This is a genomic window from Streptomyces regalis (assembly GCF_001509475.1).
GTDB lineage: Bacteria > Actinomycetota > Actinomycetes > Streptomycetales > Streptomycetaceae > Streptomyces > Streptomyces regalis.
This window is the reverse complement of the sequence record NZ_LLZG01000354.1, coordinates 1-26,619: the sequence shown is the minus strand read 5'-3', so window position 1 is coordinate 26,619 and position 26,619 is coordinate 1. Positions and strand designations below refer to the sequence as shown.

Annotated in this window: 24 protein-coding genes and 1 pseudogene; 15 read left to right on the top strand and 10 right to left on the bottom strand. The window is 70.2% G+C overall.

The features are described from left to right. The first annotated feature begins 78 nt into the window (after positions 1–78). Positions 79–2,877 (top strand): tetratricopeptide repeat protein, encoded by a 2,799-nt coding sequence (locus ADL12_RS29990; RefSeq protein WP_063806751.1) that lies wholly within the window; start codon positions 79–81, stop codon positions 2,875–2,877. Positions 2,878–2,880: 3 nt separating this feature from the next. On the opposite strand, the gene ADL12_RS29985 is transcribed toward ADL12_RS29990, so the two are convergent. Beyond that, positions 2,881–3,072: a DUF397 domain-containing protein gene (locus tag ADL12_RS29985; RefSeq protein ID WP_062707223.1), complete on the bottom strand. Its 192-nt coding sequence runs from the start codon at positions 3,070–3,072 to the stop codon at positions 2,881–2,883. Beyond that, positions 3,069–3,881 (bottom strand): helix-turn-helix domain-containing protein, encoded by an 813-nt coding sequence (locus ADL12_RS29980; RefSeq protein WP_062707221.1) that lies wholly within the window; start codon positions 3,879–3,881, stop codon positions 3,069–3,071. Before ADL12_RS29980 ends, ADL12_RS29985 begins: the two co-directional genes overlap by 4 nt. A 113-nt stretch (positions 3,882–3,994) precedes the next feature. Between ADL12_RS29980 and ADL12_RS29975 the strand changes: the two genes are divergently transcribed. From ADL12_RS29975 to ADL12_RS29960, 4 genes are all read left to right on the top strand, one after another. Beyond that, positions 3,995–4,429, top strand: a complete 435-nt coding sequence (locus tag ADL12_RS29975; protein WP_062707217.1) for an ATP-binding protein — start codon at positions 3,995–3,997, stop codon at positions 4,427–4,429. Positions 4,430–4,696: 267 nt separating this feature from the next. Next, positions 4,697–5,530 (top strand): helix-turn-helix domain-containing protein, encoded by an 834-nt coding sequence (locus ADL12_RS29970; RefSeq protein WP_062707215.1) that lies wholly within the window; start codon positions 4,697–4,699, stop codon positions 5,528–5,530. Between the two features lie 100 nt (positions 5,531–5,630). Continuing rightward, complete coding sequence (locus ADL12_RS29965) at positions 5,631–5,978, top strand: DUF6247 family protein (RefSeq protein WP_062707213.1); 348 nt, start codon at positions 5,631–5,633, stop codon at positions 5,976–5,978. 176 nt (positions 5,979–6,154) lie between these two features. Then, entirely contained in the window at positions 6,155–7,270 is a 1,116-nt protein-coding gene (locus tag ADL12_RS29960; protein ID WP_062707211.1) for an ADP-ribosylglycohydrolase family protein, read from the top strand. A 384-nt stretch (positions 7,271–7,654) separates the two neighbouring features. On the opposite strand, the gene ADL12_RS29955 is transcribed toward ADL12_RS29960, so the two are convergent. Both ADL12_RS29955 and ADL12_RS29950 read right to left on the bottom strand, forming a co-directional pair. Continuing rightward, positions 7,655–9,223 carry a sodium:solute symporter family protein gene (locus ADL12_RS29955; protein ID WP_062707209.1) on the bottom strand — a complete coding sequence of 523 codons (1,569 nt, stop codon included), beginning with the start codon at positions 9,221–9,223 and terminating at the stop codon, positions 7,655–7,657. Between the two features lie 126 nt (positions 9,224–9,349). Continuing rightward, a complete protein-coding gene (locus tag ADL12_RS29950) occupies positions 9,350–10,135 on the bottom strand; it encodes an SDR family oxidoreductase (protein WP_062707207.1) in 786 nt (261 codons plus the stop codon). 76 nt (positions 10,136–10,211) lie between these two features. On the opposite strand from ADL12_RS29950, the gene ADL12_RS29945 reads away from it, so the two are divergent. Continuing rightward, positions 10,212–11,051 (top strand): hypothetical protein, encoded by an 840-nt coding sequence (locus ADL12_RS29945; protein WP_062707205.1) that lies wholly within the window; start codon positions 10,212–10,214, stop codon positions 11,049–11,051. Between the two features lie 10 nt (positions 11,052–11,061). Here ADL12_RS29945 and ADL12_RS29940 read toward each other — a convergent pair whose 3' ends face one another. Together ADL12_RS29940 and ADL12_RS29935 are read right to left on the bottom strand one after the other, a co-directional pair. Beyond that, positions 11,062–12,954, bottom strand: coding sequence for an MFS transporter (locus tag ADL12_RS29940; RefSeq protein WP_062707203.1), 1,893 nt, complete (start codon positions 12,952–12,954; stop codon positions 11,062–11,064). Positions 12,955–13,166: 212 nt separating this feature from the next. Beyond that, the gene (locus tag ADL12_RS29935; RefSeq protein WP_244188107.1) at positions 13,167–15,773 is read right to left on the bottom strand and encodes a D-alanyl-D-alanine carboxypeptidase; all 2,607 of its coding nucleotides are present in this window, start codon (positions 15,771–15,773) and stop codon (positions 13,167–13,169) included. Positions 15,774–16,435: 662 nt separating this feature from the next. On the opposite strand from ADL12_RS29935, the gene ADL12_RS29930 reads away from it, so the two are divergent. The 3 genes from ADL12_RS29930 to ADL12_RS29920 all read left to right on the top strand — a co-directional run bounded on the left by ADL12_RS29930 (position 16,436) and on the right by ADL12_RS29920 (position 18,886). Further along, positions 16,436–17,191: a GOLPH3/VPS74 family protein gene (locus ADL12_RS29930; RefSeq protein ID WP_062707201.1), complete on the top strand. Its 756-nt coding sequence runs from the start codon at positions 16,436–16,438 to the stop codon at positions 17,189–17,191. A 371-nt stretch (positions 17,192–17,562) separates the two neighbouring features. Beyond that, positions 17,563–18,420 (top strand): helix-turn-helix domain-containing protein, encoded by an 858-nt coding sequence (locus ADL12_RS29925; RefSeq protein WP_062707199.1) that lies wholly within the window; start codon positions 17,563–17,565, stop codon positions 18,418–18,420. 274 nt (positions 18,421–18,694) lie between these two features. Next, positions 18,695–18,886: a DUF397 domain-containing protein gene (locus tag ADL12_RS29920; protein WP_062707197.1), complete on the top strand. Its 192-nt coding sequence runs from the start codon at positions 18,695–18,697 to the stop codon at positions 18,884–18,886. 125 nt (positions 18,887–19,011) lie between these two features. Here ADL12_RS29920 and ADL12_RS29915 read toward each other — a convergent pair whose 3' ends face one another. From ADL12_RS29915 to ADL12_RS29905, 3 genes are all read right to left on the bottom strand, one after another. Next, positions 19,012–19,881, bottom strand: coding sequence for a MerR family transcriptional regulator (locus tag ADL12_RS29915; RefSeq protein WP_062707195.1), 870 nt, complete (start codon positions 19,879–19,881; stop codon positions 19,012–19,014). A 65-nt stretch (positions 19,882–19,946) separates the two neighbouring features. Continuing rightward, a complete protein-coding gene (locus ADL12_RS29910) occupies positions 19,947–20,450 on the bottom strand; it encodes a glutathione peroxidase (protein ID WP_062707193.1) in 504 nt (167 codons plus the stop codon). 9 nt (positions 20,451–20,459) lie between these two features. Then, positions 20,460–21,452 (bottom strand): ArsR/SmtB family transcription factor, encoded by a 993-nt coding sequence (locus ADL12_RS29905; protein WP_062707191.1) that lies wholly within the window; start codon positions 21,450–21,452, stop codon positions 20,460–20,462. Positions 21,453–21,547: 95 nt separating this feature from the next. Between ADL12_RS29905 and ADL12_RS29900 the strand changes: the two genes are divergently transcribed. The 4 genes from ADL12_RS29900 to ADL12_RS29885 are packed head-to-tail and all read left to right on the top strand — an operon-like array spanning position 21,548 to position 25,070. Further along, positions 21,548–22,741: an MFS transporter gene (locus ADL12_RS29900; protein WP_062707189.1), complete on the top strand. Its 1,194-nt coding sequence runs from the start codon at positions 21,548–21,550 to the stop codon at positions 22,739–22,741. Positions 22,742–22,759: 18 nt separating this feature from the next. Then, the gene (locus ADL12_RS56925; protein ID WP_244188106.1) at positions 22,760–23,170 is read left to right on the top strand and encodes a hotdog family protein; all 411 of its coding nucleotides are present in this window, start codon (positions 22,760–22,762) and stop codon (positions 23,168–23,170) included. Further along, positions 23,143–24,462, top strand: a complete 1,320-nt coding sequence (locus ADL12_RS29890; RefSeq protein ID WP_062707186.1) for a sensor histidine kinase — start codon at positions 23,143–23,145, stop codon at positions 24,460–24,462. Before ADL12_RS56925 ends, ADL12_RS29890 begins: the two co-directional genes overlap by 28 nt. Continuing rightward, complete coding sequence (locus tag ADL12_RS29885) at positions 24,426–25,070, top strand: LuxR C-terminal-related transcriptional regulator (protein WP_062707185.1); 645 nt, start codon at positions 24,426–24,428, stop codon at positions 25,068–25,070. The genes ADL12_RS29890 and ADL12_RS29885 overlap by 37 nt, the downstream gene beginning before the upstream one ends. A 51-nt stretch (positions 25,071–25,121) precedes the next feature. Here the strand turns inward: ADL12_RS29885 and ADL12_RS29880 are convergent, their stop codons facing one another. Beyond that, positions 25,122–25,553 (bottom strand): SRPBCC family protein, encoded by a 432-nt coding sequence (locus tag ADL12_RS29880; protein ID WP_062707183.1) that lies wholly within the window; start codon positions 25,551–25,553, stop codon positions 25,122–25,124. A gap of 132 nt (positions 25,554–25,685) precedes the next feature. On the opposite strand from ADL12_RS29880, the gene ADL12_RS29875 reads away from it, so the two are divergent. Next, positions 25,686–25,916 carry a hypothetical protein gene (locus ADL12_RS29875; RefSeq protein ID WP_062707181.1) on the top strand — a complete coding sequence of 77 codons (231 nt, stop codon included), beginning with the start codon at positions 25,686–25,688 and terminating at the stop codon, positions 25,914–25,916. Between the two features lie 189 nt (positions 25,917–26,105). Beyond that, positions 26,106–26,619, top strand: a pseudogene (locus tag ADL12_RS29870) (hypothetical protein); the annotation flags it as partial.

The following is a 26,619-nucleotide window of genomic DNA, read 5'->3' as shown; positions in this document are numbered from 1 at the left end:
GGACCCTGCCTTCACGTACTCCTTGAACCAGAATGGTGACGGCACGGGGTCTGGGCGAGCAAACGAGGGGACACGCGGGTGGCGCAGGCGCGGCCGTCGATGCAGGAACTGATCCGGCAGCGCAGGCGGGCCGGCTTCGTGGGGCGGGCCGACGAGCGGGCCGCGTTCCGGAGGAACTTCGAGCTTCCGCCGGAGGACGAACGGCATCGGTTCCTGTTCCATGTGCACGGGAACGCAGGGGTCGGGAAGACTTTCCTCGTGCGGGAGCTGGAGCAACTCGCCCGCGAAAGGGGCGCGCTCACCGCGTACGTCGACGAGAGCGTGAGCAGCGTGCCGGAGGCGATGTCGGCGATCAGTCGCCAATTCGCGCGTCAGGGATACAGGTTCAAGGAACTGGAGCGGCTGCTCGCCGCGCACCGGGAGCGGCGTCACGAGGCTGAGGCGGCTGAACTCGCCACGCTGGAACCGGGGTCGGCCGGGCCGTCCGCGGGCAGCATGGCGGTGGCACGGGCCGGGCTGGTCGGGCTGGGGATGGTCCCCGGGGTGGGCTCTTTCGCAGGCGCTATCGACGCCTCTCAACTCGCCCAGAGTACCGACCGGTTACGAGCGGGACTGAGCGCGCGCTTCCGGAGCCAGGAGGACGTGCAACTGGTCCTGTCCCCGGAGCGGGTCCTCACACCGGTGCTGTTGAGCGCACTGTGCGACGCGGCGACCACGGCGCCTTGGACAGTCTTGTTCTTCGACACGTACGAGCGCACAAGGCCGTTCCTCGACGGATGGCTGCACGAGCTGATGACGAGCGACCGGCACGGCGCCCTGCCCGCCACGGTCGTCGTGGTGACGGCGGGGCAACACCCATTTGACACCGCTCGCTGGGGCGCCTTCGCCGACTTCATGACGGACGTACCGCTCGACCCGTTCACCGAGGCGGAGGCACGCGCGCTGTTGGCGGACAGAGGGGTCGTCGCCGAACCAGTGGTGGAGGAGGTGCTGCGCCTCACGGGTGGACTGCCCCTCCTGGTCTCGACCCTTGCCGAGCAGCGCCCTGCAGACCCGGGCGACATCGGCGACCCCGGCGCCACGGCCGTGGAACGCTTCCTGAAGTGGGAACAGGATCCGGCACGGCGGGCGGTGGCACTTACCTGCGCGTTGCCCCGGAGTCTGGACATGGATGTGTTCAGGGCCGTCGTGGACTGCCAGGACGAGGAGGCCGACGCGCTCTTCGGCTGGTTGCGAGGGCTGGCGTTCGTGGACGACCACGGTGATCGGCTGCGGTACCACGATCTGGTGCGGGAGCCGATGCTTCGGTTGCAGCGGCGGCTCTCACCGCGTGGCTGGGCCCGGCAGCAGGCGCGACTGGCGGAGGTGTTCGGGGAGTGGCGCACCGAAGCCGAGGCCGGCCGTGAAGCCCGCGAGCTGTGGGCGGACGAGGACTGGCTGGAGTTGCGGCTCGCTGAGTCGTATCACCTGTTGTGTGCCGGAGCACGCGGTGCGTTGCCGGACGTGCTGAAGGACGTGGTGATCGCCTGTGGAGAGGGTGAGGCGGTGGCCCGGCGGTGGGCGCGGACCCTGGCGCAGGCAGGCGCGGACACGGATGCGCAGGTACTTGGCACGTGGGGCAGCGACTTGCCGGAGGCGCTTGGGCGAGGAGGAACGCTCGACGCCCTGGGCTTGTTGCTCGCGCGGGGTGGCTTTGATGCGCGAGGAAAGGCGCAGGCCCATCGGCTGCGGGGTGTAGCACTGGGAAACCAGGGCGAAACCGCCGGCGCGCTGGTCGAGTTCGACCGTGCTGTCACGCTCGATCCGGAGCTGGCATCGGCGTACGTCGCCAGGGCGGCCGTGCGGGCACGAGCGGGTGACCTTGTCGCCGCCATTGCCGATCTGGATCGCGCCGACGAGATTGCGCCCGGCAGCGCAGTGGGCCTCAGCCTGCGTGGCGACTACCACCGTGTGACCGGAAACAGTGAAGCGGCCATCAGGGACCTGGACCGCGCGATTGAACTCGATCCGACCAACTGGTCCGCCTGGGCGGCTCGCGGGGTCACACGTCACCAACTCGGACAGCTCGACGAGGCGATGGAGGACTTGGACCGCGCTCTGGAGCTGGATTCGGGGTATGTCTGGGCCTTGGTGCGCAGGGCCCGTGTATGGCGCTCGCGCGATGACGGGATGCGACGCCTGGCCGACCTGGATCGTGCGGTCGCGCTGGCACCCGATGAGCCCTGGGTGCTGTGCGAGCGGGGCGACGCGTTGGTCAGCGCGAGCCGTCACGCGGCGGGCCTCGCCGATTACGACCGGGCCATTGAGCTCGATGGGGAGTACGCGTCAGGGTACGCGAGCCGCGGCGTCTGCCTAGGGCTGCTTTGGCGTCATGGTGACGCTATTGCGGACCTCGACCGAGCCATCGAGCTCAACCCCACCTATGTTTGGGCGCTGGGGCAGAGGTCGAGACTTCATAGTCAACTTGGTGCCCATGAACGGGCCCTGGCCGATGCGGATCGCGCAAAGGACCTACGTCCGGGTGATGCGTGGGTTCTCGCCCAGCGGGGTTGGGCATTGATCGGCCTGGACCGACTGGACGAGGCGCGCGAGGAGTTGGACCGCGCTCTCGAACTGAACCCGGACTACGTGTGGGCCCATACCTGGCGAGTGCGGGTTCTGAGTCGTCTCGGTCTCTGGAACGAAGCGCTGGCGGACGTCAACCGCCAAGTCGAGCTGATGCGGTCCAAGTCCTGGGCCAAGGCGGATCTCGCTCTGATGGACGAGGCGATCCAGGCACTGCGCGGCGCCCCGGACACCGAACGAGCCCGCATCACCCCGATCCTCACCCAACTCACCGAGACGCGGGACGCCGTTCGATCCCGGGTGGCGGAGTGACGGTCAGCGCCTTCCCGCGAATGCCACGAACTCGACCCACGAGCCGTTGGTGAACGCGAGCCGTGCGCCGTCCCGGTTCTTGGAGTCGCGGACGTGGACGGTGGGGGCGGTGGGGGCTATGGCGACCTCGACGCAGTCCGGTTCGTCGGTGCCGCTGTAGCTGCTCTTGAACCACGTCAGTGCGGTGGTGGTCATGTCTCTTCTCCCAGAAGTTTCTCGATGAAGGCCAGTGACTCCCGGGGGGAGAGGGCCTGCGCCCGGATCATTCCATAGCGCATCTCCATGACCTGGACTTCCCGGGGATCACTGATCACTCGGCCGTGCAGCTCTGCCGCCAGGTAACCCAGTGCTTTGCCGTCCCGAAGTTTCAGCACGCGGAACGAACCGCTCACGTACGCGTGGTCCGCTCGGCTTGTTGGCATCACCTGGATCTCGACGTGCCGCAACCTGCCGACCTCCAAAAGGTGTTCGAGCTGTTGTCGTAGCACCATCCTGCCTCCGACCGGCCGCCGCAGCGTGGCCTCTTCCTGGACGAAGGTGATGAACGGCCGGGGAACTCGCTCAAAGACGACCTTGCGCGCCATGCGTGCGGCGACGACCCGGTCGATGTCCTCCTCCGTGTGCGCGGGCCGCCGAGTCTCGTACAACGCCCGTGTGTACTCCGGGGTCTGGAGCAGACCGTGGATGTGAAGGGCGGTATAGGCGCCCATCTCGACGGACTCGTCCTCCAACTTCGCCAGATCCCGCACCTTCTTCGGATACCGAGCCCTCTCCACGTCCTCCTTCATCGCGGAGATCTTCCCGCCCGCCCCCACTGCCTCATCGGCCTTGTCCAGGAAGTCAGGCTTCGGGATGCGCCGCCCACGCTCCACCGACGAGACCATCTCCTCGCCGTACCCGATGGCGGCGCCCAGTTCTCCCTGCTTCATTCCGGCGGCCTCGCGCCACATCTTGATCTGCCGTCCGACCGCCCTGAGTACGGCCTCGGCCTCCTCGTCCTCCACCCTCGTCCCTCCCGACGTACGAGCAGTACGACCCGGACCTGTACCCGGACAGTCACGGTCCGTACCCGGGTCGTTGCTGTTCAGCGTAGGAACGGCTCGCCACGCTAAGTGACATGAGTCCGAAATCCCTCCCCCAAGTCACCTCTTTCACGCACCACTTCGCGGTTCAGCTGTCCGCGACTCGAAGAGGTGCTCGACTCGCTCGCCTCCTCACCGAGCGCCAACTCGCCGACTGGGGATGGCGTTTCGAAGGCGGGACGCATGTCGTGGCCGAGCTGGCGTCGAACGCCGTCCTCCACGGTCGCGTCCCGGGGCGGGACTTCCGGCTCGGGCTGAAGCTCCACCCCGACGGCACCCTCCGCATTGAGGTCACCGACGCCCGAGGCGACCGGATCCCGCGGATCCCCGGTCCGATCGCCGACGACGCGGAATCGGGCCGGGGTCTGCTGATCGTGGCGGCGTACGCGGACCGTTGGGGCGTCGACGAGGCGCCGGCCAACTGCAAGACCGTGTGGGCGGAATTGGCGCCGGATCGCGTGGACCAGTGACCCGGACGTGCCCGACGCCAAAGACAAAGAACCGGGGAAAGAACCAAACCCGCCCCACCCAGCCCGTCGACCACCGCACCCCTGGTCACCCGGTCGAGTGATCGCGTCGAATTCCGCTGGCGTGTCGGCGAATTGGTCAGGCAGCGTCGATCTCGGCGAAAACAGCCGCACACCAACTCGACGAACAACCGCACACAGCAAACGGCCCCCGCCGGGACTGCAATCCCGAGCGAGGGCCTGATCACCCAGGAAGAAGAGACCTTCCCGATGACTGAGCAGCACCTTAGCGCGCACGCACGCCTCCGGCCCGCCCGTTCCTCCCTCGGAGTTGCCCACGTGGACGAAAGCCATGACCAAGAGTTCACCGTCGTCGGAAACCATCTGGCCCAGCACGCCGAGCTGTCCCTGACGGCCATCGGGCTGGCGGTCCACATTCAGTCACTCCCGACCGGAAGCCTCGTCGGAATCAAGGCCCTCGCGGCGAAGTTCCCCGAGGGGGAGACGCGCGTCGCCTCGGCCCTGCGGGAGCTGGAGAGGCACGGGTATCTGTCCCGCACGAAGGAGCGCCTGCCGTCGGGGCGGATCGTGACGCGCACGACCTCGTACAACAAGCCCCAGGCGCGTACGACCCGCGCGACCCCCGCACCTCGCCGCGAACCGGCCCCGGACCTCAAGGAGCCGGAACAACCGGCCCCGACCGCACAGGCGCACATCCCGTCCGCACCCGACCTGCCCGCCCACCGCACGGCTCGCAACGTGCTCGTAGGTCTCCGCGTCCGCGACCCCCGCCTCCATCTCGCCGAGCACGATGTGCGCCGCCTCGCGCCTGCTGTAGCGACCTGGCTGGAGCGAGGCGTCGCCCCCGACGACGTACAGCGAACGCTCTCGGCGGGGCTGCCGCGGGAAGGCGTACGTCATCCGGCGCGCTTCCTGGCTCACCGCCTCGCCGCCCTCCTGCCTCCACCGTACGAGCCCGCCCCCGGGCCGGAGGCCGCCCGCCCCGACCCCCTCCAGAACTGCGACGGCTGCGACCGGGCCTTCCGGTCCTTGCAGCCAGGCCGGTGCCGGGACTGCCGCCCGGCCGGCGTGACGGCGGCGTAGAGACCCGGAAGTGAGCCCCGTGACAAGCGTTGCCCACGCACCGCTCCACCGACTCCGCCGGTACCGTACGAGGACCGAGTCACCCGCACCGGAGGTCACCGTGAGCGCCCAGACCGACGGCCCGTACGGACCGCTGATCCCCATGCCCGAGCTGACCCCGGACGCGCTGCGGGCCGCAGTGGCGCGTATCGCGCCGAGCAGGATCCCGGCCCTGACGCACCACCTCTTCGAGGCCACGACGAACGCCCAGCAGACGCAGAGCCTCGCACCGCTCCGGGCCTTCGTGCACTCCTGGGCCGTCTTCGTGGCGATCGAACGGCACCCGGACCGGGCCGCCCGGTTGCGTGAACTGGAGCAGCTCGTGGACGCGGGGGAGCAGGACCCGACGCAGGCCATCAACGAGATCCGCGCGATCAGGGAGGCCGCCGAGGCGGAGGCCGGGCTGTGACGGATTGGGCATGGCGCAGCAATGTCACTCGGTACGGGTGATAGCTGGCCACTCAGGATCACTCATGACCATTTCGGTCACACCTCGCATACCATTCCGCCCCCTGAACTGACCGTCCCCGGTCGATTACAGTGGCGAATCGTCGTACAGACGGACGCTGTCACGGGGAGGTCTTGGTGGGTGCGACAGTCGGCGCCGTCTGGGGCCGTACCGAACAGCAGGACTTCCGCAGCCGGGTGCGCGGCACGCTTCTGGGCGCGGCCGTGGGGGATGCCCTCGGTGCGCCGGTGGACGGGCTGGGGCTGGACGAGATCAAGGAGCAGTACGGCCTTGAGGGGCTCGTCGATCTCGGGGTCGGGTATGGCCGGCGCGGTGCCGTGACTCACCTCACGCAGCTCACGCTGTTCAGCGTGGACGGGTTGATAAGAGCGCAGGTCCGGCGGGACACCGGCGCCTGGCATCCGCCCACCGATCTGCACCGGGCGTATCTGCGCTGGGCCGCCACACAGCGGGACTGGGGTCCCGACGAGCGCCGTAAGGACGACGGGTGGCTGGCGCGGGAGGAGTGGCTGTACGCCCGCCGGGATCCCACCCGCGCGCTCCTGCTCGGCCTCGGTGACGAGACCATGGGCACGCTGGAGTCGCCCAAGAACGCGGCCGAGCTCGGGCCCGAGGCCGTCGCCCGTTCCGCGCCCTTCGGACTGCTCGTCGGCTGGGAGCCGCAGCTCGTCGTCCAGCTCGCCGTGGAGTGCGCGACGCAGACCCACGGCCATCCCATCGCTTACCTGGCGGCAGGCGCGTACGCCGTCATCGTGCACGGTCTCGCCTGCGGGGAGAGCCTCGACGGGGCCGTGCAGCGGGCGCTCGCGCTGCTCGCCCTGCGGCCCGGGCACGAACCCGTGTCGGACGCGCTGCAGCACGCGCTGGGCGCCGTACGGCAGGGCATGCCCACCCCGGCGCGGGTGGAGGAGCTCGCGGCCGACGGCTCGGCCGACGGGCTGCTCGCAGCCGCCGTGTACTGCGCCCTGGTCGGCGAGGACGTCCGCCACGGGCTGTGCCTCGCCGTGAACCACGACGGCCCGTCCGCCGCCGCGGGCTCCCTCACCGGCGGCCTGCTGGGCGCCCTGCACGGCGAGACGGCCCTGCCCCCGGCCTGGCTCGCCGAACTGGAGGGCCGCCCCACCATCCTCGAACTCGCCGACGACTTCGCCATGGAGATGACCCAGGGCCCGGCCCTGCACGGCCCCGCCGGATCGGCGCCGGGCTGGCTGGCCCGGTACCCGCGCGCCTGAGCAGATCCGGCCACGTGGCCGTGTGGGCTTCGTCCGGGTTGGCCGACTGGTACCTGCGCGGCTGAGCTGATCAGGTCTTGCGTGGCCGTGCCCCCTCTGCTCGGGTTGGCCGACCGGTACCCGCGAGGTTCAGCTCGGGGCCGCAGCCGCTGACACGGGCACCCGGGCCTCTCGGTGAACAGCTCACCTATCCGCGCTGCCACTCCTCAGGTACCGAGGGCCCCCCGGGTGCGAGGTCGGCGGCCTCACTCCAGGTGCCGCGACGACCACGACACCGGGCCTTCGAGCGGGTTCGTCGGCCGGAGGCCCCGGCAGTGGGCAACGGCAAAGGCGGCCACCCCGGGGTGGGAGTGGCCGCCCTTGTCCGCATGCCCTTGCCGTTCCTCAGTCCTTCGCGCGGACCACGTCCTCCATCGGGCCCGCCGGTGCCGGCACCGCTGCCGCAGCCGCGCCGTCCCCGTCGGTGTTGATCTTCTCGATGATCGCGAGCCGCTCCGGGGTGTCCTCCGGCTTGATGAAGCCGACGAGGATGTACAGGACCAGCGACACCGCCAGCGGGATCGAGACCTGGTACTGGAGCGGGACGCCGCCCTCGATCTGCCAGCTGATCGGGTAGTTGACCAGCCAGAAGGCGAGCAGACCCATCGACCAGCTGGTGAGCGCGGCGGTCGGGCCGGAGCGGCGGAACGGGCGCAGCAGGCCCAGCATCATCGGGATGGCCATCGGGCCCATGAGGCCGGCGACCCACTTGATGACGACGGTGATGATGTCGCCGAAGGTCGGGGAGTTGACCTGCGTCGCGGCGGCCATGGACAGGCCGAGGAAGACGACGGTCGTGATGCGTGCGACCCGCAGGCCCTGCCCCTCGCTCCAGGCCCGCGCCCTGCGCCACACCACCGGCGCGCAGTCCCGGGTGAAGACGGCGGCGATCGCGTTGGCGTCGGAGGAGCACATGGCCATCGTGTGCGAGAAGAAGCCGACGATGACGAGGCCCAACAGGCCGTGCGGGAGCAGCTGTTCGGTCATCAGGCCGTACGAGTCCGAGCCGTCCCCCTTCTCCGACGTGACCAGCAGCGGCGACATCCACATGGGGAAGAAGAGGACCACCGGCCAGACCAGCCAGAGGATCGCCGACAGGCGTGCCGAGCGCTCGGCCTCGTACGCGCTGGCCGTGGCCATGTAGCGCTGGGCCTGGTTGAGCATGCCGCCGTTGTACTCGAAGAGCTTGATGAAGAGGAAGGCGAGGAGGAAGACCGTGCCGTAGGGGCCGACCAGCGGCTCACCGTGGCCCTGCAGCTCCGGCCGGTCCCAGGCGTCGAAGAAGCCGATGCCCTTGTCGTCCAGCTTCATGACCACGGCGACGAACATCGCGACACCGGCCAGCAACTGGATGACGAACTGGCCGAGTTCGGTCAGCGCGTCCGCCCACAGGCCGCCGATGGTGCAGTAGACGGCCGTGATGGAGCCGGTGATGAGGATGCCCTGGTTCAGCGAGATGCCGGTGAACACGGACAGCAGCGTCGCGATGGCCGCCCACTTCGCGCCCACGTCCACGATCTTCAGCAGCATCCCGGACCAGGCCAGCGCCTGCTGGGTCTTCAGGTCGTAACGGTTCTTCAGGTACTCCAGCGGGGAGGCCACATGAAGCCGTGAGCGGAGCCGGTTGATGCGCGGCGCGAACAGCTTGGAGCCGATGGCGATGCCGAGCGCGATGGGGAAGGACCAGGTGACGAAGGACGTGACGCCGTAGGTGTAGGCGATGCCCGCGTACCCGGTGAACATCACCGCGCTGTATCCGGACATGTGGTGCGAGATGCCGGACAGCCACCACGGCATCTTGCCGCCCGCGGTGAAGAAGTCGCTGACGTTGTCCACCCGCTTGTGCGACCAGACGCCGATCGCCACCATCACGCCGAAGTAGCCGATGAGCACGGCCCAGTCGAGACCGTTCATGTGCGCCCTCCCAGGGTTCAGCCCGGCGCTCATCCTGGGCGCTGTCGCGTGAACACGACAAGTGAGCGTAAGGTCAAGGGGAGGTAAAAGTGTTCGTCATGAGGGTCTGCGTTCATCCATGTGAACTCATCGCATCAGCTCCCCCGCGTTGACCAGCAACGACTGCCCCGTGAGGGAGCGTGCCCTGTCCGACGTCAGGAACACCACGGTGTCCGCCACATCGCCGTCCGTGGCGAGATCGGGCAGCGCCATCCGTCCGGTCAGCCGTTTCAGCACGTCGGCCTCAGGTACGCCCTCGGTCTGGGCCGTGAACTGGACGTACGCCCGCACCGGAGGCCCCCACATCCAGCCCGGCAGTACGGTGTTCACCCGGATCCGGTACCGGCCCAACTCCCGGGCCAGCGAGTACATCGCACTCGTCAGCGCCCCCTTCGACGCCGCGTACGCCGCCTGCCGCACCTGCGAAGGGGCGGCGACCGAGGACTGGGTCCCGATGAACACGACCGAGCCCCCGCGCTCCTTGAGGGCCGGCAGACAGGCCCGTGTCATCCGCAGCGACCCCAGCAGGTTCACGTCGATCACCGACTGCCAGGTGGTGAAGTCGGCGTCCTCCAGCCCGCCGAAGTAGGAGTCCCGGGCCGCCACATGGACCACCCCGTCGATCCCCCCGAACCGCTCCCGCGCGAGCGCCGCCAGCGCCTCGCACTGCCGCTCGTCGGTGATGTCGGTCGCCCGGTACGCCGTGTGCGCCCCGTGCGGATCGATCTCGGCGGCGCTCTTGGCGAGGTTGGCCTCCGTGCGCGCCCCGAGGACCGCGTTCCCGCCGTCGCGCACCACCGTGGCGGCGACCTGGTGACCGAGCCCGGCGCCCACCCCCGACACGACGACGGTCTTGCCCGCGAGCAGTGACATTCCGCTGCCTCCCGACTCTGGACGCACTATCTGACGGCCCGTCAGAGTATGGGTGACCGCAGGAAAGGGGAACCGCATGAGCGAGGACACCCGCAGCGAGGCGTACGCCGAACTGGCCGCCGTCGGCCCGTACGGAGTCCACCCGGGCCACGCCCTGATCACCATGGTCGAACCGCACCCGGGCCACGAGTACGCCTACAACCGCTGGTACGAGGACGACCACTACTACGCCGGCGCGATGGCCATGCCCTGGATGTACGCGGGCCGAAGGTGGGTGGCGACCAGGGACCTCCAGCTCCTGCGCTACCCCGAGAAGTCGGCGATCGCCCAGCCCGTCACCGCCGGCTGCTACATCTCGACGTACTGGATCACCGCGGGCCGCTACGACGACCACATGCGCTGGACGGTCGCCATCAACAAGCGCCTCAACCGCGACGCCCGCGTCTACCAGGACCGCACCCACGTCTTCACGGCGTTCCAGGACCACGAGGCGACGGTGTACCGCGACGGCGCGGCGGGCCCGCGTGACTTCCACGCCCTGGACCACCCGTACGCGGGCCTGGTGGTGGAGGTCATCGACGCGGACTCACCGCAGCAGCGCACCGAGCTGCTGGAGTGGCTGCGCACGCGGCACCTGCCGAAGCGCCTGGCGGGTTCCCCGGCCGCGATGGTGACAATCTTCCGGCCCACGCCGCTGCCGCTGGACCGCATGTCGTACGTCAAGCAGGTCGAGGGGGTCGACACCCGCCTGACGCTCCTGTGGTTCCTGGAGGCGGATCCGAGGGAGTGCTGGCAGGGGCACTTCGCCGGCCTGGACACGGTGGTCGAGGAGTCGGGGCTCGGGCGGGTGGAGCTGGTGGCGCCGTTCATCCCGACGGCGCCGGGGACGGACCGGTATGTCGCCGACTTGCGCTGATCAACGCCGGTCAGGGCATCTCCTCCGGACACGGAGTGCCCCGCGACACGGCGTAAGGCGCCGCCAGGCGATACGTGCCCGCCTTCGGGGCCACCAGCATCGTCCACCGGTCACCCATCGCGTCCTCCTCCGTCTCCCTCAGGCAGCCGTTGACGTTGTCGTACGACTTGGGCTCGCCCTCGGGCCGGTTCTTGGAGGCCTCCGTCTCCTGCGGAGGATCGAACTTCGTGCCCTCTTCGTCGACGAGGCTCAGCCACGGCGAGTACGGGATGCGGATGAGGATGCGGCCCGGCTTGCTCACCCGCATCGTCATCTCGCCCTGCTCGGCCCGCTCCACGACGGCGTTCGGCTCAGCGAGCGGCGTCGGGTTGGTCACTTCGAACAGCTGCCAGTTCGCGTCGCCCCAGACCTGCTTGAGATACGGCATCCCGCGCTGCACCAGCTCCCGCTCGCGCTCGGCACCGGTGGGGTCCGGCTCGTCCTTCGGCAGCACCACGAAGTGCACGGCCCACCGCTTGAGCCACACGTGGTAGTTCGCCGAGTTGAGCGTGCCGTCGTAGAAGAGCGGGTTGCGCTTCATGTCGGCCTGGCGGAGCCAGCCCCGGGCCAGATTGACGTACGGCGCGAGCGCGGAGGCCTCGCGATGGGAGCGGGCCGGCACCACCTCGACACGGCCCTTCTCCGCGCCGACCTCCTGCAACTCGTTCACCAGCGGAGTGAGCTCACGCGCCCATGAGGCCTCGGGGGCGGCATGGATGATGTCGTCGACCGTCTTGAAGCCGATCCACCCGCCGAAGGTGACCAGCGCCAGCACAGCCGTGTACCACTTGCGTGAGCGAGGCACCGTGAACGGCAGCGCCGCCACCAGGGCCGTCCCGGCGAACAGCATCGCCAGCCGCGTGATGTTCGAGCCGATCTGCGAGCTGAACACCCAGACCAGGACGACGGACAGACCGTAGACCGCGGACACCAGCCGGACCGTCTTCCACTCCTCGGGGACGGTCAGGAAGGTCACGGCCGCGAGCAGCAGCGGCAGCAGCATCGAGCCGATCACCATCGGCTGGGTGCCGGAGAAGGGGAACAGCAACGCCGACACGGCCACCACGGCGGTCGGCGCGATGCCCAGCGCCCAGGCGCCCGGACGCCGCTTCTGCAGGAACAGCGCCACCGCCACGAGCCCCACGAACAGCCCCGCCACCGGCGACGACATGGTCGCCAGCGCGGCCAGTGGCGCCGCGCACAGCGCCTTCGCCCAGCGTTTGTAGCGCCAGCGGTGGGGCCAGCAGAACACCACGGCGACCGCGCCCAGCGCGAACATCATGCCGAGCCCGAAGGTCACCCGCCCGGAGATCGCGTTGCACACCAGCCCGAAGACCCCGGCGAGCGCCGCCCACAGTGCGGTCTTCACCGTGGGCGTCCCCCCGTCGGCGCGAGGCCGGGAGTGGGGGAGGCTGCGGATGAGGACGAGCGTCAGCAGGCCGGCCGTGATCGTCCCGGCGATCATCATCGTCGTACGGACACCGAGGACCGACATCAGGTACGGCGACACGATGCTGTACGACACCGGGTGCAGGCCGCCGAACCAGGCCAGGTTGTACGCCGAGTCCGGATGCCGGCCGACGAACTCGGCCCAGGCGTCCTGGGCCGCGAGATCGCCGCCGCTGCTTGCGAATGTGAAGAACCAGATGACGTGGAGGAGCCCGGCCAGAGCCGTGATCGACAGCACCGGATGGCGCAGAAGGCGCTCACGCAGGGTGAGGAGGACGGTGCTCAGACGCGAGGGCGGTCTGTTCTCCGTAGGGCTTTGACGGTCTTCCCGGCGTGGCGCGGGCACGCGTATTCGCGGACCGGCTCCCCGTCCCGGATCGGCGTCGTCGGCGCGTGTCGGCTCCGCAGTGGCCACCTTTGAGGCACTCCCCGTGCTGTCCCGTCTGCTCTTCTGGCTGCCTTCTGTTCCGGCCGCGTCCCGTTTACCGCGTGTTCTCGGCCCTGTCCCGGAAGGTTCTCCGGCCGCGCCTTGTGAGCGACGACCTGCCCGTTTCGTGACGCTAGCACGCAGCCCGCCGACGAGCGCCGTCGGCGGGCTGCGGTGCGATGCCGCTGTGCCGTCCCGCCTCAGGCGATGCGGGTCAGCTTGTCCGTGAAGCCCGGTTCGGTGAGCTCCGTCTGGAGGGCGACCGGGATCTTGACGGCGCCGCTCGTGCCGTCACCCACGGTGAGCGTGCCCACCTTGGTGCCGGCCTTCGCGGTGTTCGGTACGGCGTCGGAGGCGAAGGTCAGCTCGACCTTCAGGCCGGGCCAGCCGACCGCCGTGACGTCCTTGGTGGCGACGACCGGGGTGCGGCCGCCGAGGCCGTCGTCGACGTATCCGACGACGTCGCCCTTCTTCAGCAGCGTCGCCGACTTCAGGGCGTCCTGCGCGGCCCGGATCAGCTGGTCGCCGGAGTCGAGAGCGGCAGCGAGGATGCCGCCGCCGGCGTCCGGCTGGCGCACCACGGCGCCGATGATGGTCCGGGTCTCGCCGCCGACCTCCTTCTTCGCGGCGAACACGAGGTTGCCGAGGGCGGAGGTGGTGGTGCCGGTCTTGATGCCGACGACATTGTTCTTGCCGACCAGCTGGTTCCAGTTGCCGTGGTTCCTGCCCTTGTAGTCGTCGTACGACATCATCGCGGCGACCTCGCGGAACGCGGGCTCCTTCATCGCCGCCTTGGCCAGCTTCACCTGGTCCACAGCCGTGCTCACGGTGGTGTTGTTCAGACCGGAGGGGTCGGTGTACGTCGTGTTCGTCATGCCGAGTTCCTTGGCGGTGGCGTTCATCTTCGTCACGAACGCCTTCTCGGAACCGGCGTCCCAGCGGGCGAGCCGGCGGGCGATGTTGTTCGCGGATGCGATCAGTACGCTCTCCAGGGCCTCGCGCTGGGTGATCTTGTCGCCTGCGGTCACGTCGACGGTCGACTCCTGGCCCGCGTCCGACTGGTCCTCGGCGGCCTGGTCGATCTCGATGTCCGGGCCCTCGGCACCGCTCTCGAGGGGGTGCTCGCGCAGGATGAGGTACGCGGTCATGACCTTGGCGACGCTGGCGATCGGGACGGGCTTCTGGTCGCCGGAAGAGCCGAACGTGCCGAGGCCGTCCACGTCGAGCGCGGCCTGGCCTTCGGCGGGCCACGGGATGTCGACCTTGCTGCCGTCGAACGTGTAGGTGTCCTCGGCGGTGAGGTCGAGGGTGGGGGCCGGGAGCGGGCGTACGGACTGGACGACCCCGAGGATGATCACGAGCAGGAGGACCAGGGGGGTCCAGATCTTGACCCGCCGGATGATCGTGCGGACGGGGGTGTCCGGGGGCCGAGGCGTGTTCGTCAGCTCGGCGAGCAGGTCGAGCGGCGGCTTGGGCGGCAGCGGCTGCTGGGTGGTGCGCTCGGGGCCGACCTGGGGGACGGCGGCGGTGACGTCGGCCGGGGCCTTCCGGGGGTTCGGGGCCTTGGGGGTGTCCTGGCGGATGTCCGGCTTGAGCGCGACGAATTTGCTGGTGCGCTCGGCGGGGGCCTCGGGCTGCCTGGGGGCCTTGAGGGTGGTGGTGGGCTGGTCGACGGGGGGCTTGGCGGGGCGTACGGCCTTGAAGACGGCGGTCGGCTGATCGACGGGCTTGGCCGGGGGCGCGGCGGCGTCCTGTCCGGCCTCGGCTTCGCCTTCGGCCCCGGTGTTCCCACCCGCACCGCCCGTGCGGCTCTCGTCGTCGGGTGCGGGTGGCCCTTGAGGGGCGTCCTCGCCGTCGGCGGCTGCCGGCGCGTCGTCCTCGGCGTCGGTGGGCTTGTCGGTGCGGCTCGCAGCGGTCTCGGCCTTCGATGCCGACCCGGCAACCGCGCCGTCCCCGGCTCCGTCGGCCTCGTCGCGCGCGTCGGCGTCCTTGGTGCCCTCTTCGGTGGTGTCCTCGGAAGCCACCCAAGCCGCCACAGCCACCCTCAGCCGATTATCACCCGGCGCGGCAGCCTTGCCCTCGGCACCCTGCGAGCCCTCGCCCGCGCTGTCCTCGGCGTTGTCAGCCTTGGCTTGCGTGTCCTTGGCTTCGGCGTCGGGGCCTTCGGCCGCGCTGCCTTCGGCGTTGTAGGTCTCGGCCTGCGTGCTCGCGGTGTCTGAGTTTTCGGCGTTTGCGCCAGCGGCGTTACCGGTCTCGGCTTGCGCGTCCTCGGCGTTGTCGGCCTCGGTATCCCGGCCTTCGGCCGCGCTGTCCTCGGCGTTGGCGACTTCGGCCTCGGCGCTGCCGGCGTTGGAGTCTTCGGCGTCCTCGGTCTTGGCCTGCGCGTCCTCGGCGTTGTCGGCTTCGGCCTCGGCGCTGCCGGCGTTGGAGTCTTCGGCGTCCTCGGTCTTGGCCTGCGCGCCCTCGGCGTTGTCGGCTTCGGCCTCGGCGCTGCCGGCGTTGGAGTCTTCGGCGTCCTCGGTCTCGGCTTGCGCGTCCTCGGCGTTGTCGGCTTCGGTCGGCTTGCGCGTCCTCGGCGTTGTCGGCTTCGGCCTCGGCGCTGCCGGCGTTGGAGTCTTCGGCGTCCTCGGTCTCGGCTTGCGCGTCCTCGGCGTTGGCGACTTCGGCCTCCGCGCTCCCGGCGTTCGAGCCTTCCGCGTCCGCGTCCGCGTCGGCGTCGGCGGCGTCGTTGGTCTCGGCCCGCGCGCTCTCGGCGTCGTCGGCCTCAGCGTCAGGGCTCCCAGCCGCGCTGCCCGCGGTGCTCTCACTCACAGCCTGGGCGTTCCCGGCGGCCGTGTTCGCAGCCTTGGTGTCGTCGGTGTCTGTGTTCGCAGCGTCGGTGTTCCTGGCGGTCGTGTTCGAGCTGTCGGCGTCGCTGGCGCCCCCGCCCCCCACGCTCACGTCCTCGCCCTCCCGGGCCCCCGTCTCGGCCCCGTCGGTCTCCTCCAGCTTTGCCCTCACGGCCTCCAGCTCGCGCCGGGACAGGATCCTGGTTGCTGTGTCGACGCCGCCGCGCGGTGTGGCGCTGTCGCGTGCCACCGCCAGTCGAGGGTCGCGCTTCTCACGGGTGTCGGCTGCGCGCGTGCCGTCGGATTCGGGAACCGGACCCGTGCTCCCCGACGTCGGTTCTGCCGACGACTCGCGCTGCTTCGACCTGTCGGGGGACTCGCCCGCCACCGATGCCTCCTCCATGTGCCGCCGCACGCCCTCCGTGCGTCTGCCGAACCGTGAGCCGTCGCCCGGACACCGTGCCCGCACGACCCCCCGTGCCGCCGCTTGAACCATGTACCAGTGTCCTGTGCGCGGCCCTCAACTTCTGCGGTAGACGAGAACGACATACCTACTGGTTCCCTCACGAACCGGTCACGCACCCTCGACAGATGAATGTGAGAGGGGTCACCCTGTCTTTCATCCACGCGGGGAGGCATGGATGGGCAGGAGCCGCAGAACACTTCCGGAAGAGCTTCTGCTGCTGGCGTTGGACCCGGCCACGGGTACCACCGCGCAGCCGCAGTCGCTCGACCTCGGTCTGGCCGGAGCGCAGCTAGTGGAGCTGGCGCTGGCCGGACGGATAGCCCCAGACGGGGATCGTATCGCCGTGGTGGCACCACGGCCGACTGGAGATCCGACATTGGACTGCGCATTGGAGTTGCTGCGAAGGCGTGGCGCTCCCGTGCGTGCCGTCCACTGGATTGGCGGGCCACGCTTGGGGCTCCGCCAGACCTACCTCTCGCATCTGGAGCGGTGCGGCATGGTGCATGCCGTGGCGGGCCAGATGTGCGGGGTGTTGCCGACGACTCGCTATCAGGCGACGGACAACGAGATCAGCCGGGAGATCAGGGCCCGGCTGGATTCAGCGATCCGCACCGGCGTACCGCCGGACCCGCGGACCGCGGCGCTCGCCGCCCTGGCACACGCGGTCGGCCTCGGCAAGCACCTGTATCCGGGGAATGAGGGGCGATCCTCTCGTTCTCGGCTGCGGGACCTGATCAGGCATGACCCCATGGGCGGTCTCGTCGCGCACGCGGTGATGGACGTCCAGAACGGCGTGGCGGCACAGCCGCGCCGCAGCCCGGCCCCGGCCGGCCGTCAGGCCGCCCCCGGAGGCAGGGCCGCAGCGGAACCCGCCCGAGGCGTTCCGGTGCAACCGCGCCGCGGATCCATGGCGCGTGTCGTGGCCCACTGAGCCGCAGTCCCACGACCCGCACCAACAGGTCCAGCGCATGCACCATCTGGTCCACCCGTTCCACCCGTTCCACCTGATCCACCCGTTCCGCAAGCTGCTTCACACGCACGCCACGTGCAGCGCCGCACCGCAGTCCCCAAGACCCGGTACGGGAGCCGCTGGTCCGCGCGGGGCGACGGGACCGTACGTCCGGACGACGACAGGTCCCGCCGCCCCGCGCGGCCGTATTTGCCGGGGGTGTCCCCGAACTGGCGTGTATCCAGCGCATATCCACCGTTTCCCAGCGGTAGTAAGCACCTTGGTGGCAGTCTGCTCAGCAGCAGATACGCAAAGTGGCAATCAGCAGTCACGCAGCCGGAGGTGCACGTCCCGTGGCGTCCAATGTCAATCCCACCGTCAGGCGACGCCGGCTGGGCCAGGAGTTGCGCCGGCTCCGCGAACTCAAGGGCATGACGGCCGAAGAGGTGGCGGAGCGGCTGCTGGTCTCGCAGTCGAAGATCAGCCGGCTGGAGAACGGGCGGCGCAGCATCAGCCAGCGCGACGTCCGCGATCTGTGCGGGGTCTACGAGGTGGAGGACCACCGCATCGTCGACTCGCTCATGCAGATGGCCAAGGATTCGCGGCAGCAAGGGTGGTGGCATTCCTTCGGCGACATCCCGTACAGCGTCTACATCGGGCTGGAGACGGACGCGGCGAGCCTTCGGGTGTACGACCCGCAGGTCGTCCCCGGGCTGTTGCAGACCAAGCAGTACGCGGAGGCCCTGATCGCCGGGGCGTTGCCGGAGACGCCGCCCGCCGAGGTCGAGAAGCGGGTCCAGGTGCGTATGCGCCGACAGGAACGAATCTCCACTGAGGAGAACCCGCTGCGCCTGTGGACCGTCTTGGACGAGGCCGCCCTGCGCCGCGTCGTCGGCAACCGCTCCCTCATGCGTGACCAGTTGGAGCAGCTCGTCGAGCAGTCCCAACTGCCGCACGTCACCGTGCAGGTGATCCCCTTCGAGATGGGCGCGCACCCGGGCCTCAACGGGCAGTACGCGATCCTCGAGTTCCCGGACGCGGCCGATTCCAGCGTCGTCTACATCGAGGGCGTGACCAGCGATCTGTACCTGGAGAAGGCGAACGACGTCCAGAAGTACAGCGTGATGTACGAGCACCTGCGGGCGCAGGCCCTGAACGTGGAGCAGTCACGGCAGTTCATCGCGGACATCGCGAAGGAGTACGCGCGCTGATCACCGCGCCGAGCACCGCGCCGATCACTCGTCCGGGGGACCATCCCGGCCGGAGAGGCGCGGTACGGTACACCTTCTCCAGGCCGGGATGGAAGGCTCCACTGGAATATGCCATCCAGTCGAGTGAATAGTCGCTTCGTAAGCCGATGTTGGCTAGTAGCGTCGATCACGCCACCCAGCAACAACGTTGGCGTGAATCGCGCGGCGAGGTCCGGTTCAGTCCGGACGGGCAGCGCGGTGACAGCAACTCACCATCTGGCAGTTCGGAGCAAACATGGCAATTCGTCAGGGTGCCACGGACACGTGGACCAAGTCCTCGTACTCCACAGGGAACGGCGCGTGCGTCGAGGTCAAGTCGCCGCTCACAGCGGCCATGGCGGTACGGGACTCCAAAGTTCCCGAGGGCCCGATCCTGGCGTTCCCCGCGAACGCGTGGAACACCTTCGTGGCGTCGGTCAAGGCGTGAGGGGCGAGGCTGTCTGATCCTCACCCCCCGGCCAACCGCACGATCAACAACTGCACAAGCACTACAGCAAGAGCCCTCTCGACCAGCCCGCCGTCCTTGCCGAGAGGGCTCGGCCGTGCCCCGGATCACCTCACGGGGAACGCCACATCGCACGCCGGGTCCTCAGCCCCCGCCGCGTCCCAGTCCGCGAAGTACACCTCCCGGCACGGGCCCGCCTGCCACAGCCCCTGCTTCGGGATCCACTCCTCCACCGCCTCGAAGGCGGCCAGGATCTGCGGATGGGCCACCTGCGCCTTGCTGATCCGGGTATAGGCGAGCCGCTGGGCCGGCTCCACCCGTACCTTCATCTCCCGCGCACGGCCCTGCCGCTCGACCCACGCCCGGGCCGCCGCCTCGTCGGCCACCGGCACGCACGCCTCGGCCGGACCGTCGCTCTCCTCCGACACGTCGGAGTGGTACACGACGAACGGCGCCGCGGTGATGCCGCCGCACTCCCGCGCGCCTTCCTCAAGGCGCCCCAGCGACGCGCCGATCCACGCGGGCAACTCGCCCGCCAGCACATGCCGTGTCTCGGTGATCAGCACCTGTTCGGGCACATCCACCGTCTCGACCACGAACTTCCCGTACATCTCGGAGCTCCTCCCCGACAGTCGTCCACGGAGGTACTCGGCGAGTGTCCGCTGCCCGGCCACCCGCGCCTCGACGTCCGCCCAGTAGGCGGTGAGCCGGTCCGCCGCCGCGGCCCCGTCCGGCGCCTCGACGACCTCCGCGACCCGCGCGAGCGGCATGTCGAGTTGGCGCAGGCGCGCCACCAGGCGGGCGCGCTCGACCTGGCCGACGCGGTAGTAGCGGTAGCCGCTGACCTCGTCGACGTGCGCGGGTGGCAGCAGCCCGAGGCGGTCGTACAGGCGCAGCGCCTTGGCCGACAGTCTCGCCCGCGCGGCGAACGCACCGATGGTGAGCAGTTCGTCGTCCACGGCCTCATCCTCCGTCACCGGGCGGCTCTTGCGCCCGGTGCGAAGGACGTTCCGCCCTGCCCCAGGGGCAAGGTCAACACCGGCTAGGCGAGGGTGCCCTCCACCGCGGCCACGATCTCCGCGGCCTCCGGCTCGGTCTGCGGCGAGAAGCGGGCCACGACCTTGCCGTCCCGGCCGATCAGGAACTTCTCGAAGTTCCAGCGGATGTCCCCGCTGTGCCCCTCGGCGTCGGCGAAGCCGACCAGGCGGTCGTAGAGCGGGTGCCGGCCCTCGCCGTTCACCTCGACCTTCTCCGTCATCGGGAAGGTCACGCCGTACGTCGCCGAGCAGAACTCGGCGATCTCCTCGGCGCTGCCGGGCTCCTGGCCGAGGAACTGGTTGCAGGGCACGCCGAGCACGGTGAAGCCGCGCTCCGCGTACTGCTCCTGGAGCTTCTCCAGGCCCGTGTACTGCGGGGTCAGGCCGCACTTGGAGGCCACGTTCACGACGAGCACGGCCTTGCCGGCGTACTGGGAGAGGTCCGCGGAACCGCCCTTCAGGGCGCCGATCTCGACGTCGAGGGGGGATGCGTTGATGTCAGCAGTCATAAGCGGATGCTAGCTCCGGTAGGTGCCGGGTCCGGGGGCAGGTCCGGCCGCCTTCACGAGCACCTCCCCGGCCGCCGTACGCGAATACAGCACCGAGCGCCCCGCCCGCCGTCGCTCCACCAGCCCCGCGTCCAGCAGCACCCGCAGATGCCGCCCGACCGAGCCCAGCCCCTGCCCGGTCACGGCGACCAGCTGGGTCGTGCTCAGCGGGGAGTCGAGGAGTACCAGCACCGCAGCTCGCCCGCTCCCGAGCAGCGCGCCCAGGCTCGCCGGAACCGCCCGCGCGCCGGGGTCGGTGAGGGCGCCCGCGCACGGGTAGATGACGGCGTAGCGGTCGGGCTCCTCCCAGGAGACCCAGCCGCCCTTCGGGGTGATCGGGACGAAGACGAGTTCGGCGCCGGAGATCTCGCGGGGCGGGTACTCGTGCAGGTTCACCTGGAGCCGGTTGTCGCCGAGCCAGCGGGTCCGCCCGGGCCGTAGCGAGTCCAGTACGGCCGCCCAGCCGCCCCGGCTCACCTGCGCGGTGCGCGCGACCACATCGGCCTCCAGGACACGTCGGCGCCGGTCCCAGTCCGGACGTACGGCCTCGGTCCAGACGTATTCGAGGAGTGCCGCGGCCCGTTCGGGGAGGTCGTCCCGGTCCAGTACGGCGGGGAGGGGGCCGGCGAGGGCGACGGTGAGGTGGGCGCGGGCCCGGCCGGGGTCGGCCGCGCGCACCCGTGCCACGCCCTCCTCGAAGGGCTCGCGGTCCCTCGGGGTCGGGGTGAGGAAGTCGGCGATCCAGTCCTTGCCGAGCCCGGCGCGGACGAGGTGCGCGGTGACCGGGTCGGCGGCCAGGCGGGTCCGGTAGGCGGGGCGGTGCCGGTTCAGCCAGGCGCGTTCGCCGGGGTGGGCGGCGCTTCCCAGGTGCAGCAGCTTCAGCGCGGCGAAGGTCTCGGCGAGCGGCGAGAGGACGAAACGGCTGCCGGCGAGCGTGTCGGCATTGATCTGCCACCAGCCCATGCCGCCCCGCCCCCCGGTCCACGCCGGTCCACGCCGACCTTTCGCTCCCGCGCGAAACAATAACGACCTGTCACCGGCTCTTTCAGACTCCGCTCATGCGCAGCTACCGACAGCTCTTCCGCACCCCGGAGTTCACGCCTCTCTTCCTCGCCTCCTCCGCCAACGTCCTGGCCCAGACGATCAGCGGTCTGGCCCTCGGCACGCTGGTGTTCCGGGCGACGGAATCTCCGCTGCTGTCGGCGGTGAGCATGTTCGGTCCGTCGCTGGCGCAGATGCTCGGGGCGACCTTCCTGCTGTCCGGTGCCGACCGGCTGCCCCCGCGGTCCGCGCTGACCGGCATCTCCCTCGTCTTCGCCGCCGCCACGGCCGTCCTCGCGCTGCCCGCCCTTCCCCTCTGGGCGGTCTTCGCCGTGATCCTCGGACAGGGCCTGGTCGCCTCGCTGGGCGGGGGAGTCCGCTGGGGGCTGGTGAACGAGATCCTCTCCAAGGACGGCTTCATGCTGGGGCGTTCGGTCTTCAACATGATGGCCGGGATCGCCCAGATCGTCGGGTACGCGACGGGCGGCCTGCTGGTGGCGGTCCTGTCGCCACGCCTGTCGCTCCTGCTGTCGGCGGCGCTGTACGTCGCGGCGGCCGCCGTGCTCCGGCTCGGCCTGACCCCGCGCCCGCCCCGCGCCCAGGGCCGCCCGTCGGTCGCGGCGACCTGGCGCAGCAACGCCCTGCTGTGGTCCTCCCGCCCCCGCCGCCTCGTCTTCCTCGCCCTGTGGATCCCCAACGGCCTCGTCGTCGGCTGTGAGTCCCTCTACGTCTCCTACGCCCCCGACGCCGCGGGCACGTTGTTCGCCTGCGCGGCGCTGGGGATGTTCGTCGGCGACGTGACGGTGGGCCGCCTGGTGCCGCCCCGGTTGCGCCCGCGCCTCGGCATCCCGCTGCTGGCGCTGCTGGCCGTGCCGTACGTGTTCTTCGCGCTGCGCCCGGGGGTGCCGGTGGCGGCCGTCGCCGTGGCCGTGGCCTCGGTCGGCTTCGGTGCGAGTCTCGTTCAGCAGGAGCGCCTGATGGCCCTGACCCCGGACGAACTCAGCGGCCACGCCCTGGGGTTGCACGGCGCCGGGATGCTCACGATGCAGGGAGTGAGCGCGGCGCTCGCGGGGTCGGTGGCCCAGCTGACGTCCCCGGCGACGGCGATGACGGTGATGGCCGTGGCGTCCCTCGCGGTGACCCTGTCGCTGACGGTGGCGAGCCTGCGGCACGCGGAGGAGGGCGGGCTGGTGGCGACGGGCCGGGGCTGACAGCCGGCCGGCACCGCGGTGCCGGTCAGCCCAGCGTCAGCGGGGGACGCGATTGTTGGTGGGTACGACGTCCGCTACGGCAGCGGAGTCGGCGGTGTCGCCGCCGGCCGGATGACCCTGGCCCTGCTGCCCGAGGTGATGCGCGCGGTCTTCGACATCGAGAAGATCGAGAGGGGCGTCAACTTCGGCCTGGACAAGGTGCGTTTTCCCCGCCCGATACCGGTGGGCGCCCGCGTCCGCGGCGCCAAGCCGGCCGGCGAGGTGGAGGTCGACGGACAGCCGCATTCGGCGTGCGTAGAGGGGAGTTTTTCCCACCGCGTCACCACCCCGACCCTCGCAAGAATGAGTGCACGGGCGCTTCGGCCCACGTACCGCACAGGCAGCAGAGAGGAGCGAGCCGTATGGACCGCACGATGCAGCTCGGGGTGAATCGCACGCCGGACGAGATCAGGGGATTCTCCGTCGCAGCCGGATTGGTGGGGCTGCGCAGGGCAATGGCCCTGTGCTGGATGGCGTCGGCGGCCCTCGGCCGGTCCCTGGCGGTCTCCGGGGCGATCAGCCTGGTGGGACCCGGCCTCGGCATGGTGCCGCGCGCCATGGAGGGCGTACGCAATCTGGCGGCCCGTCAGCGCGAGCTGGCGCTGCGCTGGTCGGGCGTGGAGATCCCGGGCCCGCCCGGCCCGCTGCCGCCCGCACCCGCGGGCGCCTCCGGGGCGGTCGCCCGCTACCGGTGGATCATGACCGACCCGCAGACCCGGCGGGAGTACGTCTGGGTGCTGGCCGACCCGCTGGCCGGCGCGTTCTTCGCCTTCTTCCCGATCGCGCTGGTCCTCAGCGGGGTGTGGGGCATCTTCCTCGCCTTCTCCGGCGCCCCGCTGGCCGTCGAGTGGGACGGCCTGTGGTACCAGTTCATCCCGGTCGAGGGCCGGGCCACCGCCGTACTCGCCGGTGTCCTCGGCGTCCTGCAGCTGCCGCTGGCCCTGTGGTCGGCGCCGCGCGCCGTGCGCCGGCACGCCCTGTACACCCGGGCGATGCTCGCCCCGAGCGAGAGCGAGCTGATGGCCGGCCGCATCCAGCACCTGGCTGCCACCCGCTCCGACGCCGTCGACACGCAGATGGCCGAGATCCGCCGTATCGAACGCGACCTGCACGACGGAGCCCAGGCCCGCCTGGTGGCGATGGGCATGACCCTGGACGCCGCCGAGCACCTGCTGGAGACCAACCCCGAGGCCGTCCGCGCCCTCCTCATCGAGGCGCGCGAGTCCTCCTCCAAGGCGCTGGAGGAACTGCGCAACCTGGTTCGCGGCATCCACCCGCCGGTCCTCGCCGACCGTGGACTCGCCGACGCGGTACGGGCGTTGGCCATGGTCTGCCCGGTCCGCACCGAGGTCCAGGTCGACCTGCCGGGCCGCCCCGAGATGCCGGTCGAGTCGGCCGCGTACTTCGCGATCTCGGAGATCCTCACCAACGTCGCCAAGCACTCCGGCGCCGACCGGGCGTGGATCGACATCCGTTACGATCGCGGAATGCTGCGCATCACCGTCACCGACGACGGCCACGGTGGCGCGGACGCCTCGCGCGGCAGCGGCCTGCGGGGTATCGAGCGACGGCTCGCCACGTTCGACGGGGTGCTCGCCGTGAACAGCCCCCTGAACGGCCCGACCATGGTGACGATGGAGCTTCCGTGCGTATTGCCCTCGCCGAAGACCACTTCCTCCTGAGGGACGGGCTCATCCGCCTCCTCGGCGCCTACGGCCACGAGGTCGTGGCCGCCGTGGACAACGGTACGGAACTGCTGGACGCGCTCATCAAGGAGCAGCCGGACGTCGCGGTCGTCGACGTCCGGCTGCCGCCGACGTTCACCGACGAGGGCCTGCGCGCGGTGCTGGCGGCCCGCGAACGGATGCCGGACCTGCCGGTCCTGCTCCTCTCCCAGTACGTGGAGCCGCTCTACGCACGGGAGTTGCTGTCCAGCGGGGGCCGGGGCGTCGGCTACATGCTGAAGGACCGCGTCACCAACGGCACCCAGTTCCTCGACTCCATCCGCCGCGTGGCCGAGGGCGGCACCGCGATGGACCCCGAGGTGATCTCCCAGCTCCTCGTCCGCAAGGAACGCGACGAGGCTGTGGGCAGCCTCTCCGGGCGCGAGCGCGAGGTTCTGGAGTGGGTGGCCCAGGGCCGCTCCAACGCGGGCATCGCACAAGGCCTGTTCATCTCGGAGAAGGCCGTCGCCAAGCACATCAGCAACATCTTCACCAAGCTGGGGCTGCTGCCGGGCGATGCGGACAACCGGCGGGTGCTGGCGGTGCTGGCGTATCTGGATCAGTGACGGTGTGACGGTCCCCGGCCCGAGCCCGCGAAGGACGGCTTGACGGCTTGCTCACCGGCCTTGTTCCACGTACTCCTTGAACTGCTCGAGATCACTACGGACGACCCGCTCGATGGCGTTGGCCTGGGCGAACCCTTTCGGCCCGCCGAAGGCCTCCCGGACGGTGCCGGGGTCGTACTCGAGCCGTGCCTGCACCCGGGTGCGGTTCCGGTCGATCGGCAGCAGCGAGAACGAACCCGCGAGGTCGGGACCGCCCGTGGTACGCCACTCCAGCACACGTTCCCCCGCCCGATCGGAAACCACGGCCTCGAACTCCCGAGCCCGCCCCCCGGTCTCCACGTCCAGATGCGCCCGGCCTCCGGCCTCCGTACGGGCGTCGCGCACTCCCGCCAGGAAGCGCGGATAGTCACCCACCCGGTGAAGCCTCTCCCAGGCCGTGTCGATCGGAACTCCCACATCGACGTGTTCTTCGAGGGTGCTCATGGCCCACCTCCACGTCCGGCTCATAGAGCATGACCTGCTGCTTCCAGTGTGCGCCCGTACGCGTCTGGTGGCCCGCTCCACCATTGCCGCAGTCCGGCGCACCCTGACGCCAGGCGCGTCGTTAGGATCGCCATGAAGATCATCGCTACCGCCGCGCTTGCCGCCGCGACCCTCATCCTGACCGCCGCCGTCCCCGCCTCGGCAGACGGGGACCGCGAGACTCGCCAAGCCGGCCTGAAGGGCTCGACCAACTCTGTGGTCACCCCCGAAAACAACATCCCCATGAGGATCAACGTCGACGAGAGCGCGGACAGCGACCTCCCGCAGGGAATCCTTCCGCGCATCATGGGCCAGCTCCTCTAGCGCGTCCGAGTGAAGCGGAGCCGGTGCCGGGTAGGGCGGGGACGTCACGTCCGTCCCCGCCGCTGCCGGTGGCGCACGGCCGCTCATCGCCCCGTCAAGGTGGCACATGCATCACACATGCATCATGCATGCATCACATATGAGTCAAAGATGCAAAAATCGATACATGTGGCGCGGGGAGGGACGCCGATGGATCTGGACACTGTCGCCGACGAGCTGTACGGCCTGCGGCCGGAGGAATTCATCCCCGCCCGCGCCGCACGTGCGGCCGCAGCCCGCACGGCCGGCGACCGCGCCCTGGCAGACCGGATCACCAAGCTGCGCCGCCCGAGCCTGTCGGCCTGGGCCAGCAACATCCTCGTCCGGGAACACCGCAGCGAGGTCGAACCCCTGCTCCGCCTCGGAGAGGGACTGAGGCAGGCACATCGCGACCTGGACGGCGCCCAGCTGCGCGAGCTCAGCCGCAGGCAACGGACCCTGATCAATGCGCTGTCCCGCCAAGCCGGACAACTGGCCGCACAGGCGGGCCACCCCATCAGCGACGCCGCCCGACACGAAGTCGAAAGCACCCTGCGCGCCGCCCTCGCAGACCCCGAGGCCGCCCGGGAATGGGCGAGCGGCAGACTCAGCAAGCCCTTCGGTCCCGCCACCGACTTCCCCACAATCACCGAGCACGCAGCCCCACGCCGCGCCCCCGCCGCAC